Annotated in this window: 16 protein-coding genes; 15 read left to right on the top strand and 1 reads right to left on the bottom strand. The window is 55.0% G+C overall.

Features of this window, described 5'->3' with window-relative positions; all coding sequences use genetic code 11:
* Positions 1-156 precede the first annotated feature (156 nt).
* From AC2TF6_RS04270 to AC2TF6_RS04310, 9 genes are all read left to right on the top strand, one after another.
* The gene (locus AC2TF6_RS04270; RefSeq protein WP_491310041.1) at positions 157-1179 is read left to right on the top strand and encodes an amidase domain-containing protein; all 1023 of its coding nucleotides are present in this window, start codon (positions 157-159) and stop codon (positions 1177-1179) included.
* Positions 1180-1212: 33 nt separating this feature from the next.
* Positions 1213-2352: a D-alanine--D-alanine ligase gene (locus AC2TF6_RS04275; protein WP_491310042.1), complete on the top strand. Its 1140-nt coding sequence runs from the start codon at positions 1213-1215 to the stop codon at positions 2350-2352.
* Between the two features lie 164 nt (positions 2353-2516).
* Positions 2517-2840: a hypothetical protein gene (locus tag AC2TF6_RS04280; RefSeq protein ID WP_009676907.1), complete on the top strand. Its 324-nt coding sequence runs from the start codon at positions 2517-2519 to the stop codon at positions 2838-2840.
* Positions 2841-3053: 213 nt separating this feature from the next.
* A complete protein-coding gene (gene uvsE, locus AC2TF6_RS04285; protein WP_009676914.1) occupies positions 3054-4055 on the top strand; it encodes a UV DNA damage repair endonuclease UvsE in 1002 nt (333 codons plus the stop codon).
* Positions 4056-4276: 221 nt separating this feature from the next.
* Positions 4277-5053 carry an enoyl-ACP reductase FabI gene (fabI, locus tag AC2TF6_RS04290; protein ID WP_009676877.1) on the top strand — a complete coding sequence of 259 codons (777 nt, stop codon included), beginning with the start codon at positions 4277-4279 and terminating at the stop codon, positions 5051-5053.
* A gap of 206 nt (positions 5054-5259) precedes the next feature.
* Positions 5260-6087 carry a hypothetical protein gene (locus AC2TF6_RS04295; RefSeq protein WP_491310043.1) on the top strand — a complete coding sequence of 276 codons (828 nt, stop codon included), beginning with the start codon at positions 5260-5262 and terminating at the stop codon, positions 6085-6087.
* Entirely contained in the window at positions 6087-6581 is a 495-nt protein-coding gene (locus tag AC2TF6_RS04300; protein ID WP_491310044.1) for a S24/S26 family peptidase, read from the top strand. Before AC2TF6_RS04295 ends, AC2TF6_RS04300 begins: the two co-directional genes overlap by 1 nt.
* 144 nt (positions 6582-6725) lie before the next feature.
* Positions 6726-7586 (top strand): inositol monophosphatase family protein, encoded by an 861-nt coding sequence (locus AC2TF6_RS04305; protein WP_491310045.1) that lies wholly within the window; start codon positions 6726-6728, stop codon positions 7584-7586.
* 133 nt (positions 7587-7719) lie between these two features.
* Positions 7720-8373, top strand: a complete 654-nt coding sequence (locus AC2TF6_RS04310; protein ID WP_491310046.1) for a hypothetical protein — start codon at positions 7720-7722, stop codon at positions 8371-8373.
* A 259-nt stretch (positions 8374-8632) separates the two neighbouring features.
* Here the strand turns inward: AC2TF6_RS04310 and AC2TF6_RS04315 are convergent, their stop codons facing one another.
* Positions 8633-9526, bottom strand: a complete 894-nt coding sequence (locus AC2TF6_RS04315) for an AraC family transcriptional regulator (RefSeq protein ID WP_009676905.1) — start codon at positions 9524-9526, stop codon at positions 8633-8635.
* Positions 9527-9697: 171 nt separating this feature from the next.
* Between AC2TF6_RS04315 and AC2TF6_RS04320 the strand changes: the two genes are divergently transcribed.
* The 6 genes from AC2TF6_RS04320 to AC2TF6_RS04345 all read left to right on the top strand — a co-directional run bounded on the left by AC2TF6_RS04320 (position 9698) and on the right by AC2TF6_RS04345 (position 17249).
* The gene (locus tag AC2TF6_RS04320) at positions 9698-10456 is read left to right on the top strand and encodes a sugar phosphate isomerase/epimerase family protein (protein WP_491310047.1); all 759 of its coding nucleotides are present in this window, start codon (positions 9698-9700) and stop codon (positions 10454-10456) included.
* A gap of 273 nt (positions 10457-10729) precedes the next feature.
* Positions 10730-11749 carry a biotin synthase BioB gene (bioB, locus tag AC2TF6_RS04325; protein WP_491310048.1) on the top strand — a complete coding sequence of 340 codons (1020 nt, stop codon included), beginning with the start codon at positions 10730-10732 and terminating at the stop codon, positions 11747-11749.
* Positions 11750-11962: 213 nt separating this feature from the next.
* Positions 11963-12931, top strand: a complete 969-nt coding sequence (locus AC2TF6_RS04330; protein ID WP_009676918.1) for an ABC transporter permease — start codon at positions 11963-11965, stop codon at positions 12929-12931.
* Positions 12932-12956: 25 nt separating this feature from the next.
* Positions 12957-13853 (top strand): carbohydrate ABC transporter permease, encoded by an 897-nt coding sequence (locus tag AC2TF6_RS04335; protein ID WP_491310049.1) that lies wholly within the window; start codon positions 12957-12959, stop codon positions 13851-13853.
* A 90-nt stretch (positions 13854-13943) separates the two neighbouring features.
* On the top strand, positions 13944-15584 hold the full coding sequence (locus AC2TF6_RS04340) for an extracellular solute-binding protein (protein WP_491310050.1): 1641 nt from the start codon (positions 13944-13946) through the stop codon (positions 15582-15584).
* Positions 15585-15677: 93 nt separating this feature from the next.
* Positions 15678-17249, top strand: coding sequence for a response regulator (locus AC2TF6_RS04345; protein WP_491310051.1), 1572 nt, complete (start codon positions 15678-15680; stop codon positions 17247-17249).
* Positions 17250-17283 lie beyond the last annotated feature (34 nt).

Below are 17283 nucleotides of genomic sequence, written 5' to 3' on the forward strand. Positions count from 1 at the left end.
ATCCTTAGTATACCGTGTTCCCCCTGCCGCGTAAAGAATAAAATGACTCATTTTTATTTGAAATTTTTCATATATTTAAGCGAATATCCACGCGTATTATCCATGCGTATAAGGCCGGTCCCCGCAACGGACTGTAGGCTCTTGGGAGGGAAAGGCATGTCCTGGAAAACAGCGCTGTACGATTATCTGCACGCACGCAATACGGCGGAAACGGAAGCGTCGGCCGGAGTGCTGGCAAACGTGGTGGAAGACGAACGGTTCAGCCGGGAAACCGACGCCAGGTATCACCGGCTGATCGAAAGCCGCAAAGAACGCGGAGTCAAGGCGCTGCGTGGAGAAATGCGGCTTAAGCTTCAGCATGTGCACGAACACGAGGAAGGCGTTACCGCGGATGTCGAGTGCCAGCGGCAGTTTTTTTACGAACAAGGGGGCAGGGAGCGGAAGGAATGCATCGTCATCCGGGAACGAGTCGGCTTGATCCGTAAGGGATCGCGCTGGAAAATCGCTCAGATTTCGGCCCGGGAGAGTGAACGGGAAAAAACGAGACAATCATACTCCTGGCTGGCGGAGGAAGGAATTTACACGCCCGAAGGTGAAATCTCCTCGTCGCAGCCCTACCTGAATTATAGTATACTGAACCATGTCGGAACTTACCCCGAAACCCGGAAGAAGCTTTACGATCGCGGCAAAGCGGTCAAATATGCGGACACCTGGTGGAACCGGTACAATCCGGCTTTTATTGAATTTGAAGTGGACTGCACAAGCTACGTCTCCCAATGTCTCTTTGCAGGGGGGACACCGATGAACTATACTGGGAAAAGAGGCGCCGGCTGGTGGTACGCGGGCAAGCAGGGCAGCCGCGAGTTCTGGAGTTACAGCTGGGCGGTTGCCCAGGCTCTTCAGCTTTACGTGCCCGCTTCCCGCAGAGGACTGAGCGGAACGCTCGTTTCCTCGGCCGCCGAACTAAGGCCGGGCGATTTTATCAGCTATGACTGGGACGGGGACGGACGTTTTCAGCACAATACGTTCGTGACCGCACTGGATGCGAGCGGCATGCCGCTCGTGAATGCGCATACCGTCAGCAGCAAGCACCGCTACTGGGATTATAAGGACTCGTACGCGTGGACGGATAAAACCCGGTACGCCTTTGTCCGTGTTTCGGATGAAATGGATGGATAAATAAAGATTATAGAAATCAGGCGGAGGGGAAACATGAGCCGGAAATTGCGGATAGGACTGATCTATGGCGGTAAATCCGGGGAGCATGAGGTATCTTTGCAAACCGCGCATGCCGTCATCGGAGCATTGGATGTATCGAAGTATGAAATTACTCCTTTCTATATTACAACGCAGGGGGAATGGCGCCGGGGAGCGGCTCTGAACGGCCGGGTGGAGCGCAAGGAGCTGCTCGCTTTCGACGCTTCCGAGGGCGAATCGGCGGGTGCGGCTCTGGCTCCTTTCTTCTCCGGCCTTACGAGCCAGGCGGGCGGCGTACTGGCCGAAGTGGCCGCTGCGGGTGAAGCCGCCCGGACGGAAGCCGTCGATGTCGTGCTGCCGCTGCTGCACGGCACCTTCGGAGAGGACGGCACCATCCAGGGGCTGCTTGAGATGGCGAACATTCCGTACGTGGGAGCGGGCGTGCTCGCTTCGGCCGTCGGAATGGACAAAGTCGCCATGAAGAAAATGTTCGCGCAGGAGGGGCTCCCGCAGTGCGTGTACCGACACTTCACCCGCTCCCAGTGGGAGAAGGATCAGCCGTTCTTCCTGATGGAAACCGAAATTTCCATCGGCTATCCGTGCTTCATCAAGCCGGCCAACCTCGGTTCGAGCGTGGGTATTTCCAAAGCCCGCAATCGGCAGGAGCTGATCGAAGCGGTGGAGTATGCCTTCCAGTTCGATCGGAAGGTGATTGTGGAAGAATTCGTGGACGCGCGGGAGATTGAAGTCGCCATCCTCGGCAACGAAGAGCCGCTGGCCTCCGTTCCGGGCGAGATTGTATCTTCCAGCGAGTTTTACGACTACAAGGCCAAATACGTCGACGGCAAATCGACGATGGTCATTCCAGCGGATCTGCCGGAAGAAACCGCCGCGCAGATTCAGGAGCTCGCCGTCCAAGCGTTCCAGTCCATCGACGGATCGGGCCTGTCGCGGGTCGATTTCTTCCTGACCCGGACGGACGGTCAGATTTATATCAATGAGATCAACACCATGCCGGGCTTTACCCCGTTCAGCATGTATCCCCTTCTCTGGAAGGAATCCGGCAAACCTTACGCGGAGCTGCTGGACGATCTCATCCGGCTTGCGCTGGAACGCCACGCGGCCAAACAGCAAATCAAATATACGGTGGAGTAACGGCTTGGCCGGACACCGATTTCGCATGCAGGGGAGCAGGCTGCCGTTCGCAGGTACAACCCCGCGGGCCCGGGGAAACCGGAGGCTGACGCTGACGCCGGAGAGCGGCTCTCCCGTGTGCGCTTTTAGCAACGACTACTATTTCGATCAGCCGGGAGGGCGCTATGGGCTTTCAGACCGAATTTAATTCCGTATGCAAATTCAAATCCGAGCAGGAACTGTACGAGCTGTTGGAATACGGGCGCTGTAAAATGCGCAAAAGCGGGTTCCGCGTGTATCCGACCGGCCAGAAAGTAATCGCGTATTCGCCGGCCAACGAGGCCGTGGCTATCGTAAAGATCAGCGCTTCCATCGCGGAAATCACTTTTCAGGGGGATGAAGTTACCCTCGTGGAGATGGATCTGGTGCGCAAGCTGACCGAGGAAGAGGCGCGCGTGCAGACCGCGTTGGCCCACGAGATGTTTTTCGGCGAACAAGGAAGCCAGTAAGAAGCGACCGTTTCGTACAATCCGTTTCGGTTTTATACCATGAATATGAAAAGCAGCTTTGATCTCGGCCCCGGTTGAGACAACGGCTGCTTTTTGTTTTGGGCCGCTGAAATTTCGGATCGTTAAAATTTTGCCTCCATAAATATAGTAGCCTTTTATTCGGGGCATCTTATCACTAAAGACCAATCAGGAGCAAGGATGTGACCAACGGCCATGATCGTACGCCTGGGGTATGTGGCGATGTCCACGGAAGTGAAGAATGCGTCCCCGTCCAAGACGATGACGGCAACGCTGTTCGGCCAGTTGAATGACCGGGAAGCCGCTGTCCGCAAGCTGGAGAGAATAGGAGCCGAGAACCTTCACAATACGCTCCGGCTGCTTAGGCATAACCGCGCTTACGATATCAAGGTGTACCGCTACTCGTCCAAACTGATTCCCCTGCTGGGCCATGACATGCTGGAAGGCTGGGATCCGATCCCGGCTCTTGCCGAGGAATTTAAAGAAGTGGGGGATTACGCCAAGCTGCACGGAATGCGGACGAGCTTCCATCCCGATCACTTTACGGTTCTTAGCACCCCCCGTAAAGATGTCCTGCTCAAGTCTTATGCGGACCTTGAGCGGCATGCCGCGATGCTGGAGGCAATGGGACTCGGAGAGGACGCCAAGCTCAACATCCACGTAGGCGGAACTTACGGAGACAAACCGAAAGCGGCCAAGCGGTTTCTGGCTCATTTTGCCGATTTGAACGAAAGCGCCCGGCGCCGTCTCACTCTGGAGAACGACGACAAAACGTTCACCGCCCGCGAAACGCTGGAAATTTGCGAGAAGGTCGGAGTGCCCATGGTGCTCGATGTCCACCATCATCAAGTGAACAACGAGGGAGAGGACATTCTGGAGCTGTGGCCCCGGATACAGGCGACATGGGAAGGGCAGCTCTGCGTCTCGCTTCCGGATAGCGCGGATCAGCCGCTGCCGCCCAAAATCCATGTGTCGAGCCCCAAGAACGATAAAGACATTCGCAGCCATGCGGATTATGTGGAAGCCGGACCTTTACTGGAATTTTTCAGAGGCATTGCCGGAATCACTCCGCGGCTCGACGTTATGATTGAAGCCAAAATGAAGGACGCCGCCCTTTTTCGTCTGATGAAGGATCTGGAGCCGGAAAAAGACGTAGACATACTGACAGAGGCTTCCGTGCAAATAAACGTTCCGTAGGATCGTGCCGGAAGCGATGAAGGCAAGGGAATCGGACTCTGCGAGATGATGGCCCACATAGGCTGTGATTTTTCGCTTAAATCTATAAAAACCTCCGGAATTCCGGGTTAATCCGGTAACGGTGCATGTTTTTGCCGTGTTCTTCTTGTCTTTGCCGGTCAAATGGGGTACCTTGTTAAAGTGAAGGATTGTCCAATTTCGAACCGAGAGGAGATTGTCGAATGACGACATCGGGTTTATTGAACGGCAAGAACATTCTGGTTATGGGGGTTGCCAACGACCGCAGCATCGCATGGGCGATTGCGCAATCTTTGGCGGCTCAAGGCGCGCGCCTCGCATTCACTTACGAGAGCGAGCGTGTGGAAGAGCGTGTACGCAAATTGGCCGGTAATATTCCGGATTCGCTTATTTTGCCCTGCAACGTAACGGTAGACGAAGATCTCGTACGCCTGGCTGATACGCTCAAAGGCGAGTTCGGCGTTCTGCACGGAGTGGTGCACAGCATCGCGTTCGCACGCACGGAAGAGCTGGAAGGCATGTTCGTGGATACTTCCCGCGACGGCTACGCTCTGGCACAGGACATCAGCGCATTCTCGCTGGTTGCGGTGTCGAAGCACATGTATCCGCTGATGACGGAGGGCGGCAGCATCATGACGATGACCTACCTTGGCGCGGAACGCGTTATGCGCAACTACAACGTGATGGGCGTGGCCAAAGCGGCGCTGGAAGCAAGCGTACGTTACTTGGCAGCCGATCTTGGCCAGCACGGTATCCGTGTGAACGGCATTTCGGCCGGTCCGATCCGTACCCTCGCCGCCAAAGGCATTAAAGATTTCAACTCCATCCTGCATCAGGTGGAAGAGAAAGCTCCGCTGCGCAAAACGACGGAAACGGCGGAAGTCGGCGATACGGCCATGTTCCTGATGAGCCATCTGTCCCGCGGCATTACCGGCGAAATTATTCACGTAGACGGTGGTTACAACATCGTAGGCGCGTAAAGCTGCGCTGCCTGCAAGGAATAGTCCTTCCGAAAATTTGCAACTCCATACATACATGAAGACCCCTTTAGGCGGTTACACCTTGAGAGAATGGGAAGGTGTGCGCCGTCTGTGGGGGTTTTTGTGTTTTTTGTTGTTGTGAAGCGATCCGATATCAGGTAAAATTTATGAAAATCAAGCTTATTTTGCAAAAGAGAGGACCTTCCATGGCGCGTTTTTTGACCCGGATCGGAAATGAGCGAATCGGCATTGAAACGGACTCCCCGGTACTTGGTGAGTGGTTGAGAGAATCATTTGATAGAGGCTTCGGGGATGACGGGGAAGAGCCGCGTCTGCGGCTGAATATAAAGGGCGGCTACGGCGTGCCGTTTGTCGATTTCGACGTTGCCGCGGAGAAGCGCGGCGGGAAGGTTATCTATACCCGGGCCGATTACCGGATCGAAGCCGACGAGGACCTTAAGTCGGCTTCCGTGGCGGTTCAGGACGAGTTCGCGCTGAAGCATGCGCTGATGAACGTCTACAGCGCTTTCCTGATCCGCAACGGGCTGGGCTTGCTGATGCACTCTTCGTGCGCCGTTCAGGACGGCAGGGGCTACTTGTTCGCCGGCCCGTCCGGAGCAGGCAAATCAACGGCCGCGCTGCTGTCCAGGCCGCGTGTCCTGCTCAGCGACGAGGCGACGGTGATCGCCCTTCCCGAAGCGGGACCGGACGGCGGAGCCGGGGCGCTGGCGTACAACTCGCCTTTCCGCAGCGATTCGCGCTGGGATATCGGCGAGGGCATTCCGGCCGCTCCGCTGGAGGGGATGTACGTGCTCAGGCAGTCGGAGGATGTCCGGACGGAGCCGATGAAAGCGGCGGACGCCCTGCCGATCGTTATGAGCCAGGTTTTCTTCTGGACGACGGGGGCAGAGGAGACCCGTGCGGTGATGCAGCTGTGCATGCGTTTCCTGGAACGGGTACCGGTCCACGAGCTTTTCTTCCAGAAGAACGATCTCTTCTGGAATGTCATTGCCCCCCGGAAGGCCGGCGTCTGATGGGCGGAGAGGTCCGTAGCCGCCTCGGCAGCGGAGGACTCGGCGCCGAGGCGCTTGTCGTGCGGCGCGCCCTGGAGCTTAAAGGGCGCGTGGAGATTCCGTCGCGCGGCACGAGCATGCGGCCGCTGATCCGCGAGGGCAGCGTCTGCACGTTCGTGCAGGTGAGCGCCGCGGATCTTCGGAGAGGCGATATCGTCCTCTTCCAAGGGGAAGAGGGCGGGCTTATCGCCCACCGCCTGATCCGCCGTGGAGGAGAAGGCCCGCAGGCTGCGCTGCTCTGCAAGGGCGACGCGAACATCGGCTTCGATCCGCCTGTGCCCGCCGCGAAGGTGCTGGCCCGGCTGGAGACGATAAGCCGGGAAGGCCGCGTATCGTCGAGGCTGTCGCCCGGCTTCCGGATCTGGGGCCGGATCATGACGGCTTTTCCGGTACTTTCGCGGGGATTCCGTCTAGCTTCGCAGGTTGCGGGAAGGCTGCGCGGGCAGAAAAATTGACCGGCGGATGAATGCGCCGCGCGTGCGGCTTTATTTTTTTGGCAGATCCTACGAGGAAATTTGGGTGAAACGATGTGGCACGGAATTCGTTTCATTTACTATACTAGAACTATACTAGATTGCGAGAGAAAAGAGTGATATCCAATGACGACTGTAAATCAGGAACCTTACCGTGTCGGCGGCAAAAGCTTTACGGCCGTCGCTATCAATACCGCCGCGAAGGCGGGCGAATGGATTAAGAGCCGGGTGGGTGAAATCCGCCGGGTGGATGTGAAGTATTCCCCCCACGATCTTGTGACGGAAGTGGACAAGGGATCGGAGAAAATGATCCGCAATCTGATTCTGACGCATTTTCCCCATCATGCGTTTCTTGGCGAGGAAGGCGTGGAGCCGGGTCCCGAGGCGTCGGCGGCCGCCCTTGACAACGTGAGCGATGCCGAGTACTTATGGATCGTCGATCCAATCGACGGTACGACGAATTTTATACATGGATTTCCGTTCTTCAGCGTGTCCATTGCGCTTGCTTACAAAGGCGAAGTGATTGTGGGCGTGGTCTACGATCCCATGCGCGACGAGCTGTTTGTGGCGGAAAAAGGCAAGGGTGCTTATCTGAAAGCCGCCAAGCTTGGCGTATCGGGTGAGTCGGCGCTGTCCGAAAGTCTGGTCGGAACCGGTTTCCCCGCCGACCGTGAAGGCGCTCTTCCGATCAACCTGGCCGGTATCAACGCTCTCATGCCGAAGGTGCGCAATCTCCGCAATGCGGGTTCGGCGGCGCTGCATCTGGCTTACGTAGCGGCGGGCCGTCTATCGGGCTTCTACGAAATCGGGCTGAATGCCTGGGATATAGCCGCGGGTGCGCTGCTCGTCCAGGAATCGGGCGGTCGTGTAACCGATACGGCGGGACAGCCTTATACGCTTGGCGTACGCAATGTGATGGCGACAAACGGTTTCATTCACGATGAGCTGCAAAACGAGCTTCAGCAGGCCGGCGCCACAGGTTTATAGGCTTTTCGGACTTGTTGACTTGAGGCGCTGCCGGAACCCCCTTAGGTACCGGGACGCAAGGAAATGCGAAGGCTTAGGCCCGAGGCCCCGAAGGATACTTCGGGGTTTGTTTTTTTGGCGCGGAGGAAGTAACATGGACAAAGAGAGAAACGGAGGGGAACGGATGAATAGAAGAAAATGGCTGTTCGGACTCATTTTGTTGTGTCTGGCTGCCGGGATATATGCGGTGATCCGTTTTAACATAGATCCGACGCTAGCGCCCGAGGACATTAAGCTCCGTGCCCGGGTCGTGCCTGCGGCGGAGAAGCCTGCGGAGGTGCCGTCTCAGGCATCCGCAGCCGCGGCGTACGCCACGGTGGTCGAGGTAGAGCTGGAGAGCACCGGCGGCAAAGCGCTGAAGCAGGAAGGATACAGCTACAAGGTGTATCCTTACGTTCAGAACGGCACTGTGGCCGCTTGGGAGCCCGCGCCTGACGCGCTCGGCAAGGGCCAGAAGCCGGAGAGCTACGCCTTCGGACCCGATGCCGTGACGATGCCGCGTGCGCTGGAGATGATCGAGCGGCTTACAGGCGCGTCGACGAACGAAGAAGAAGCGAAGAAGGCGGGCATGTCCGGCGGGTTCGTCTACACCGGCGAGACTTTCCCGGCGAAAGTGCGCTATTACGCCAAGGAAGCGGGAGCGGGCACGGATGCGAATGACGGGCGCACCTATATCCTGTTCTCGTACCACGAGAAAAAATGGGGCAAAGACGTCAGTTGGGTCAAAGCGGTGAAAGTCACTCCTTAGCCGTCGGCGGAGCCGTTCGGGGGAAGGCAAGCGGGTCCGCGTCGCGTATGAGCAGAGCGGAATGAGCGGCTTGATGGCGCATCTGCAGGAGCATGAACGGGGCGGCCTCCGTATGTGGCGCTGCGTCTGGATGCCTGGAGCTTCGGATAGCAGCGCGAAAAGATACAAAAAGCCGGTTCGGCGCAGCAGGAAAACAGCCCTTGTCCGAGAGTGGACAAGGGCTGTTTTGGTTTGGCCGCTATTTCGGCCGGTACGGTCTTCACGTCACGCCGTGTTCTTGAGGCTTCTCCAGACTGCCGAGCTTGCCGTCGCGGTACTCGCGGGGAGAGAGGCCCATCCGCGCCCGGAAGGTGCGGTGGAAATACGAATAGCTGTGGAAGCCGCACGATTCCGCAGCCTGCTCCAGCGTCATCGCACCGAAGCGGATGCGCTCGCACGCCATCGAGATCCGGACCTCGATGGCGTAATCCATGACGGACTGGCCGAACGTTTCACGGAACAGGTGACCCGCGCGCGAGGTGCTTAGTCCGACGTGGTCGGCCAGATCCTGGAGCGTGAAGGCCTCCGAGGCATTCTGCTCGATGTACGTTTTCATGCGCTGGACCATGTAAGAGAAGCGCGGCTTCTGGGGAAACGATCCCAGATCCGCGAGATCGCCGATGACGCGGTCCAGCGACAGGCAGAGCACGCGAACGAGATAATCGCCGATTTCCTGAAGGTTATCGTGCAGCCGGCGGCGTTCGCGGAAAATTTCCCGCCAGATGTTCAGCCAGCTGTCGTCCAGGCCGACCCGGATAATGCCGGGCCTCTTGAAACGCTCCCACCAGGCGTCCATCCAGCTTCCGCTGCACATCAGGTAATAATCGCCGCTGTATACGGTGTCGGCGTCCGGCGGTAAAGTCTCGTGCTGGCTGCCGATGCGCAGCTCGTAGGCGTCTCCGGGACGGTACAGCAGAAGATCGCCCGGCTCTGCGGTTACGTAGCGGCCTTCCTGCCAAACCTGGCAGGTGCCTTCCGTTTGAAGACGCAGCAAATAGTATTCAATTCCGTCCCGCTGATTGGAGACGAAAGGCTTGCGGTGCACCGAATAACCGGCGGACAAAATATGGACCTCATCTTTAACGGCTGACGCCGGGTCCTGAATTCCTGTCACGAGGCATCGTTCCTTTTTGATAATTTAGCAAAATAGTTCATGTTCTGCGTGGATCATTCATTCTCATTATAAACGAGGTATGGTATCAATAGAAGGAGAGGTTTTTTGGCGAAGGGAAGCGTTTCCCTTCCGACATCCCCATAACCCAGGACAGAGGAAAGGTGATCGTAGATGACAAAGATCGGAATTGGCGTGCAGTTATACACCCTGCGTTCGGAAACGGAGAAGGACTTCAGAGGCTCTTTGAAAAAAGTGGCGGAGCTCGGGTATGAAGGGGTAGAATTTGCGGGTTACGGAGGGCTTTCTCCCCGTGAATTGAGTGAACTTCTGAAAGAACTGAACCTGACTTCGGTCGGCAGTCATGTGGGCATTCACCGTCTTCAGGAAAACCTGGACGAGGAAATCGAAATGAACGTGGCCATCGGCAGCAAGTATGTCGCCTGCCCGGGCTGGTTTCCGCCTGAACGTACGGAGGAAGGCTTCCGTGAAATCGTGGAGATTCTCAAGGAGAGCAGCCGCCGTTTCGCGGAACACGGAATCGCCTTCGGCTACCATAACCATTCGTTCGAGTTTGAAGAGAAGATCGGCGATCAGACGATGTTTGACGCATTTTTCTCCGCGCTCCCGGAAAATGAGCTGTTCGTGGAATTGGATGTGTGCTGGGCTCATAACGCCGGCTTCGATCCGATCGGGGTTATGAAGCAGTATGCGGGCAGAACGCCGCTTCTTCACGTGAAAGACTTGCGCAAGGAAGACGGCAAGCTGCTCACGGTTGAGCTGGGCACAGGCGAAGTCGACCTGAAGCCAGTACTGGCCGCCGCCGAAGAAATCGGTACGAAGTGGTTCATCGTCGAGCAGGACGAGTGCCAGAATCCGCCGTTTGAAAGCATTGCCGCAAGCCGGGAATGGCTGCGCCAAAACTATCGGTAAGCATTTAACCCGCCGGGGTTCCGGCGGTTCAGGAAGAGCATTTCCCTTCGGGGAGATGCTCTTTTTTTTGTGAGCATTAAAGGGGAGGGATTGCCTTTACGAATACCGGACTAGGAAATAACTTCCCGTGCGGATGAAATCCTGTTACAATAAACCTAATTGTAAACCTTTATTTATTTTATTTGGTTAACAATTAACGGCCGGGCGAAATTTATGGAATGTAAAATTCGGATGATTATTCAACTTTTTTTGGCAAGAAAGGACGTGCTGAGCATGCATACGGAACAACAAACGGCGGCGGGAGCAGGAATCCTGGCTAGATGGGATCATTACGCGGACAAGGCGCTTCGGGGTGAGAAGCTCGAGATGGAAGAGGCGCTTACCGTACTCCGGGCCGACGACGATGAGCTGCTGCCTCTTATGCAGGCGGCTTTCCGTGTACGCAAGCATTATTACGGACGCAAGGTGAAGCTCAATCTCATCATTAACGCGAAGAGCGGACTGTGCCCCGAGGACTGCGGCTACTGCTCTCAATCCATCGTGTCCAAGGCTCCCATCACCAAGTACCCGCTTTTGGAGAAGGATGTTCTGATCGAGGGGGCGCGGAAAGCGCTGGAAATGAAAGTGGGCACCTACTGCATCGTCGCCAGCGGCAGAGGACCGACTAACCGTGAGCTGGATCAGGTGATTGAAGCCGTGCAGACAATTAAAGGGGAAATGCCCCTGAAAATTTGCGCCTGTCTGGGCATCTTATCGGACGAGCAGGCTGTGCGCCTGAAAGAAGCCGGGGTGGACCGCTACAACCACAATCTCAACACGAGCGCTTCCCACTTCGCCAAAATTACGTCCACGCATACATACGATGACCGGGTCCGGACGGTAGAGCAGGCGAAGCGGGCCGGAATGTCGCCCTGCTCCGGAATTATTGCGGGGATGGGCGAGTCGGAAGAGGAACTGGCGGAGATGGCTTTCGCGCTGCGTGAGCTGGATGCCGACTCCATTCCCGTCAACTTCCTGAATCCGATTCCCGGCACGCCGCTGGCGGAGCAACGGAGCCTGAATCCGCGACAATGCCTCAAAATTCTCGCGCTCATGCGGCTGATTTGCCCGTCGAAGGAAATCCGCATCGCCGGCGGCCGGGAAGTGAATCTGAAATCGCTGCAGCCTCTGGGCCTGTATGCGGCGAACTCCATTTTCCTGGGGGATTATCTGACCACGGAAGGCCAGGAAGCCGGCGAAGATCACCGGATGCTGGAGGATCTCGGCTTCGAGATCGAATTATGCGCCTTGTAGGCGGCCTTTTTTAAGCAATTAGCGCAGCGGATAATCTCGAACGGAAAAAGAGCAGAAGGGCAGAACGCCCTCTGCTTTTTTTTTGCATTTTTATACGAACTAATGTGAATTGCATTGAATAGTATTAATTTTCGTTGTTCCGTCAAATGGGCGGACAAAGCGAAAGCGGATACAATTAGTCTAACGGCTTAAGGCCGGAAAGGAGGGGAGACAATGGCACAAGTTGCAGTAGAAACCAGCGTAAGTAAAGAGGCGAAAAGCCCGTCGATATGGAAGCGTTTTTTCAAACAGTGGGATATTCAGCTCATGGTATTGCCAGGGATTGTTTTTCTTCTTATCTTCCATTACATTCCGATGTACGGAGTGTTGACCGCATTTAAGGATTATGATCTTTTCAACGGTTTTTTCGGAAGTCCTTGGGTAGGGCTTAAGCATTTCAAAATGTTTTTCGAGTCTCCTGATTTTCCGAGGGTTATGAGGAACACGATCATGATCAGCTTGTTCAAGCTTCTGATCGCATTCCCGGCGCCTATTATACTGGCCCTCATGCTGAACGAGGTCCGGAACAAGTTTTTCAAAAACGTCGTACAAACGGTCACGTACCTGCCCCACTTCTTGTCCTGGGTTGTCGTGGCGGGATTCGTGACGTCCTTCCTGTCCACGGACAACGGAAGTTTGAACATCGCTATGCAAAAGCTGAGCATGATCGACGAGCCGATCAACTTCCTGGCGATTCCGGAATATTTCTGGACGATCCTGATCTCCACGGGGATATGGAAAGATATCGGGTTCGGCTCGATCGTCTATTTGGCGGCTATCGCGGGAATCGATCCGGCTTTATACGAATCCGCCTCGATCGACGGAGCGTCGCGTTTTAAGCAAATCTATCTTATTACATTGCCTTGCATTTTCCCGGTCATCATCATTTTCCTTATTCTCGCCATCGGAAGTCTGATGAACGCGGGCGCCAACGGCGGATACGAAGATATTCTTCTGCTCAGTGCGAATCCGGTCCTTCGGGAATACTCGGACGTGCTGGATACGTTCGTATACCGGACCGGCATTCAGAACCAGTTGTTCTCTTACGCGACGGCAGTCGGATTGTTTAAAGCGGTGATCAGTATTGTTCTGCTGAGCGGCGCCAACCTCCTTGCCCGCAGAACGGGGCAAAGTCTATGGTAGCTGGAGAAAGAGAGGCGGACACAACATGTTGAGAGCAAGCTTTGGGGACCGGTTCATGACGGTCGTCATCTATACGCTGCTGATACTTCTGGCCTTCATTACGCTGTATCCGTTCTGGAATTCGGTGGTCATTTCGTTCAACAGCGGGAAAGACACGATGCTGGGCGGTATCACCTTCTGGCCGCGTGATTTTACACTGGAAAACTACAACGTCGTTTTCGAAGACAAGAGGATCATTCAAGGCTTTCTGATTACGATCAGCCGCACGGTGATGGGAACCATTCTCGGCATTCTGGCGACCTCCATCTTCGCCTACGGGATGTCCCGGCGCGATCTTGTCTTCCGCAAATATTACATGGTTATGGCCGTGGTCACGATGTATTTCACCGGCGGCCTGATCCCGTCCTTCCTGCTCATCCGAGGCCTCGGCCTGATGGATACGTTCTGGGTCATGATCTTGCCGGTACTGATCAACGTCTGGAACATGATTATCTTCATGACTTTCTTCCGGAGTATTCCGGCGGGGCTTGAAGAAGCCGCCAAGCTGGACGGCTGCAGCACCTGGTCGGTGTTTTTCCGGATCGTGCTTCCATTGTCCGGGCCCGTTATCGCCACGCTGGGGCTGTTCACGGCGGTTCAGCACTGGAACGAGTGGTTTCTGCCCAGCATCTACCTGAACAACACCGATTTGTACCCAGTACAAACGTTGCTGAGACAAATTTTGAACTCCAATATTATGTCGGAGCAGCTAGCCAATCTGGACTCTGCGGCCCTGACCCAACTGTCCAAGATGCAGTCGATTACGACCAAATCGTTGTCGATGGCCACGATGGTCGTTTCTACCCTGCCTGTTATGCTCATCTATCCGTTTGTTCAGAAATATTTTTCCAAAGGCGTTATGATCGGCTCCCTTAAGGAGTAGATCTTCGCTTTTCGAACGGAATGTAAGCGCAATCACATGCAACACGATTGACCACATAGATTATAATATCGATTAAGGGGAGTGTCACAAATGGCAAAATGGAAAAAAGGGGTTTCGCTCACGCTCATTACCGTGCTGTCTTCCATCGCGGTGCTTAGCGGCTGCAGCAGCGACGGCAAGCCGGCTGCTTCGGATTCCGGCAAACAAGGTACCGCTCAATCGACCGGAGTGAAGTTCGGCGAGCAGCAGCTGGATATCAGCTTCTACGGCAACTACGACTGGTTCACTATGCCGGTGTGGGGCCAGGATCTTGCTACAAAATGGGTAAAAGAAAACAAGAAAGTCAACGTAACGGGCGTACCTAACGGCGGGAACTCCGAGCAGAAGTTCAATACGCTGATGGCTTCCAAAGAGCTGCCGGATGTCATCTGGCTGGAGCGCGGAGCCCAGGTAGAGAAACTGCGTGCGGCAGGCATGCTGGTGTCTTTCGACGAATACCTCGACAAATATCCTAACCTCAAGAAGTGGGCGGGAGAAGCGACCCTCAATATGCTGCGCTCCAGCGACGGCAAGCTCTATCAGTTCCCGAACTGGTATACGCAGCGTCCTGCAGGCAACGCGGGTTATATGATCAACCTGAAAATTTACAAAGAACTGGGCGAGCCGAAGCTCGAAACCTACGATGATCTGTACGCTTACCTGAAACAAGTGAAAGCGAAATATCCGGACGTGACTCCGTTCGATTCCGGCGTGCAGGCTCAAAACGTTGAAATCATGTACCCGGGCTTCGCCAACGATCATCCGGTCACGAACATCTCTATGCGTGCCGTTCCGGAAGGCAACGAGCTGAAATCGATCTTCGCGGATCCGGTTTACCGGGAGTCTCTGACTTACTCAAGCAAGCTTTTCCGTGAGAAATTGATTACTCAAGACGTATTGACTCAAACGAAAGACCAGATCGACGAGAAAGTGAACAACGGCAAAGTTGCGGTTATGGCAGCTTCCAGCGTGACAGAATTCGGCTCCAAAGGTACGACGGCTCTTCAAACGAAGGATCCGAACCACCCGGGCTACCAAATGATCTGGCCGGTTCATAAAGAAGGCGTGGACAAAACCAAAGTATTCCCTGGCCACTACGCAACACTCGGCTGGAACGTAAACGTTATTACGAAGAGCGCCAAAAATCCGGAAGCGATCTTCGCCTTTCTCGATTGGATGACCGGAGAAGAAGGACAGCGCGTTATGTTCTGGGGTCCTGAAGGCGAATACTGGAAGGGCACAGACGAGAAAGGCACACCTAAATTTACGGATAAATACTACAGCGACGCAACCGGACGCGCGAAGCTGATGGATTCTCTCGTCAACCTGCAATGGGTCGGCAATACGACCTACATCGATACGGCGAAGACGGATATCGAGCTGAAGCTTCCTGCTGAAAAACAAAGCTGGGAAACGCGCAATCAGACGCAAGTGGCATGGAAAACCGTATTTAACCGTACGGAGTTCGTAAACCTCGATCCGCCTTCCAACACGGAAGAAGGTATGGTACAGCAGCGCATTAAGGATATCTTCACCGAATCCCGCGCCAAAGCTCTCTTCGCGAAAAGCGACGCGGAAGTGACATCCATCCTGGATAAAGCGGATAAAGACGCTCAGGCTGCCGGATACGCCAAGCTGCTGAAATACCAAACGGAACGCTGGCAGGAAAACAAGAAGAAAATCGGCAAATAAGAAATTGATTGGAAATTTAATGCCGCCTAGGCGGGCAGAAGAGGTATACTTGGGGTATACCTCTTTTGCTATTCGCCGGGAAAGGAGAACAACATGTATAACGTGCTGCTGGCAGACGATGAAATATTGGACCTGGAGGGCATGCAGACTTTTATCCCTTGGGAACGTCTCGGTCTTCATGTGGTCGGGGCCGTCAATAACGGTTTCGATGCCGTAAGGGTTATGGAACAGGAAAAGGTTGATATCCTCGTGACGGACGTACGGATGCCGAGCATGACCGGTCTGGAGCTGGCCCGTAAGGCGCTGGAGCGGCATACGGGGCTGCGGGTTATTTTCGTCAGTGGGCATCAAGACTTCGGCTATGTTAAGGAAGCGCTTTCCTTGAAAGCGTGCAGTTATGTGTTAAAGCCCATGGATGATAACGAACTGATCCAATCGCTGGAAACGATTATCGGGGATCTCAACCGCGAGCAAAAGCGCCGCAAAACGGAACGGGCCTTCGAGCAGATGAGACCGATTGTGCACAATGAATATGTGTTTCGTTTGCTGGAAGGCACGGCCGGCCGGCAGGAGCTCGATGACCTGTTGACCGAGGAAGGCCTGGAACCGATCCGGTATCCCATCCGGGCCGCGGTTTTGGAAACCGACGATCTGTCGTGGAAGCTGAATCCTTATACGGCGAAGGAACGCCAGGATATGCTCAACGATTTCGGCGGACAGATTATGGATTTGTGCCGGCCGCGCGGAATCACCCATATGTGCCGGATCACGAAGCAGCGCTTGGGCCTGCTGGTTACGGCCGATGAGAAGGGGACCAGGGAGCTTCAGGAAGTGATCGCATACGTGAAGGAGCATTTTCCTTTTACGATCACGATCGGGCTCGGCAACCCGGCTGACGATCCGTCGGCTCTGCAGGAGTCTTACCGCGAAGCGCTTGCGGCGCTTGATGCCAAGATGTTCTACGGAAAAGCGAAGATTATCGAGACCCGCGAAATTCCGAAGGAAGAAATCGCCGACGCCAAGCAGCTGGAATTCCGGCTCGACGCTTTGTTCAACGCGATGGTCCAGTATGACCTGGTCGGCATTCATGATGAAATCGACCGGCTGTTTAACGTGGCGGTTTGTCTGCGTTCGCGTTTTACGATCCATAACTTTGCCACGTACCTGATCGTCAAGCTGGACGGCTATCTCCAGACGAGAAACGAGCAGCTGTTCACCCTGTTGGGGATGGAGCTGCAGAACCTCGATATTTTGCTGCAATTCGAAACCATCGAGGACATACGGAGCTGGATGCGCCGCATGCTTTTCGAAATTTCGGAGAAGTTGAACATGGGAAATCAGAGCAAAAACCGCAAGCTGATCCGCGATATGATGGAGTATATCAAGGAACGGCTGCAGGAGAATGTGACGCTGCGCGATGTGGCGGACCGTTTTTCTTTTTCCCCCAACTATCTCGGCCATGTGTTCAAAGAAGAAACCGGCCAAAATTTCAGCGATTACGTGATTGCGCTGCGGATGGAGAAGGCGAAGGAGCTTCTGGGCGATCCGACGCTTAAAATTTACGAGGTGGCGGACCGGATCGGTTACAGATATCTGCCTTATTTCAGCCGGCAGTTCAAGGAAACGTTCGGTATGACCCCCATGCAGTTCAGAAGAAACCACTAACAGCGGAATGCACCCCGGGTGCAGGAAAGGAGCC

Source organism: Paenibacillus sp. JNUCC 35 (assembly GCF_058269095.1).

Bases quoted from the DNA above. Each gene is read 5' to 3' on its own strand.
- AC2TF6_RS04330 (WP_009676918.1), top strand. From the start codon at position 11,963: ATGGCACAAGTTGCAGTAGAAACCAGCGTAAGTAAAGAGGCGAAAAGC.
- AC2TF6_RS04310 (WP_491310046.1), top strand. From the start codon at position 7,720: ATGGACAAAGAGAGAAACGGAGGGGAACGGATGAATAGAAGAAAATGG.
- AC2TF6_RS04270 (WP_491310041.1), top strand. From the start codon at position 157: ATGTCCTGGAAAACAGCGCTGTACGATTATCTGCACGCACGCAATACG.
- AC2TF6_RS04335 (WP_491310049.1), top strand. From the start codon at position 12,957: ATGTTGAGAGCAAGCTTTGGGGACCGGTTCATGACGGTCGTCATCTAT.
- fabI (WP_009676877.1), top strand. From the start codon at position 4,277: ATGACGACATCGGGTTTATTGAACGGCAAGAACATTCTGGTTATGGGG.
- AC2TF6_RS04275 (WP_491310042.1), top strand. From the start codon at position 1,213: ATGAGCCGGAAATTGCGGATAGGACTGATCTATGGCGGTAAATCCGGG.
- AC2TF6_RS04300 (WP_491310044.1), top strand. From the start codon at position 6,087: ATGGGCGGAGAGGTCCGTAGCCGCCTCGGCAGCGGAGGACTCGGCGCC.
- AC2TF6_RS04295 (WP_491310043.1), top strand. From the start codon at position 5,260: ATGGCGCGTTTTTTGACCCGGATCGGAAATGAGCGAATCGGCATTGAA.
- AC2TF6_RS04340 (WP_491310050.1), top strand. From the start codon at position 13,944: ATGGCAAAATGGAAAAAAGGGGTTTCGCTCACGCTCATTACCGTGCTG.
- AC2TF6_RS04320 (WP_491310047.1), top strand. From the start codon at position 9,698: ATGACAAAGATCGGAATTGGCGTGCAGTTATACACCCTGCGTTCGGAA.
- AC2TF6_RS04305 (WP_491310045.1), top strand. From the start codon at position 6,726: ATGACGACTGTAAATCAGGAACCTTACCGTGTCGGCGGCAAAAGCTTT.
- bioB (WP_491310048.1), top strand. From the start codon at position 10,730: ATGCATACGGAACAACAAACGGCGGCGGGAGCAGGAATCCTGGCTAGA.
- AC2TF6_RS04280 (WP_009676907.1), top strand. From the start codon at position 2,517: ATGGGCTTTCAGACCGAATTTAATTCCGTATGCAAATTCAAATCCGAG.
- AC2TF6_RS04345 (WP_491310051.1), top strand. From the start codon at position 15,678: ATGTATAACGTGCTGCTGGCAGACGATGAAATATTGGACCTGGAGGGC.
- uvsE (WP_009676914.1), top strand. From the start codon at position 3,054: ATGATCGTACGCCTGGGGTATGTGGCGATGTCCACGGAAGTGAAGAAT.